The 335-nt window shown below is 44.5% G+C and carries 1 pseudogene; it reads left to right on the forward strand.

The features are described 5' to 3' along the window. Positions 1–335: pseudogene (locus GUI70_RS25470) on the forward strand (hypothetical protein); the annotation flags it as partial.

A 335-nucleotide genomic window follows, 5' to 3' on the forward strand; every position in this document is an offset into this window, starting at 1 on the left:
ATGGCAACAACAAAATTAAGTCCAGACGCATTCAAGCATGCCAAAGTGAATACGGCTGAACAGGAACGCATTGCCAAGCCTGCGCTGACGTTCTCACAAGATGCGATGCGGCGATTGAAGAAGAACAAAGCCGCGCTCATCTCACTTTGGATCTTGATTATCATTGCGGTCATTTCGATTCTATCTTTGTGGCTGTCACCTTCAAATCCTAACAAGCAGAACCTGAACTATTCCAATTTGCCACCAAAATGGCCAGGCGTTGATTTACCAGGATTAAACGGTTACCTGAATGGCCAAAATAAATACGCTGGCATGGGCAAAAATGTTTACTACCT

Origin of the sequence: Deinococcus alpinitundrae (assembly GCF_009982895.1) — a bacterium.
Taxonomy (GTDB): Bacteria; Deinococcota; Deinococci; order Deinococcales; family Deinococcaceae; genus Deinococcus; species Deinococcus alpinitundrae.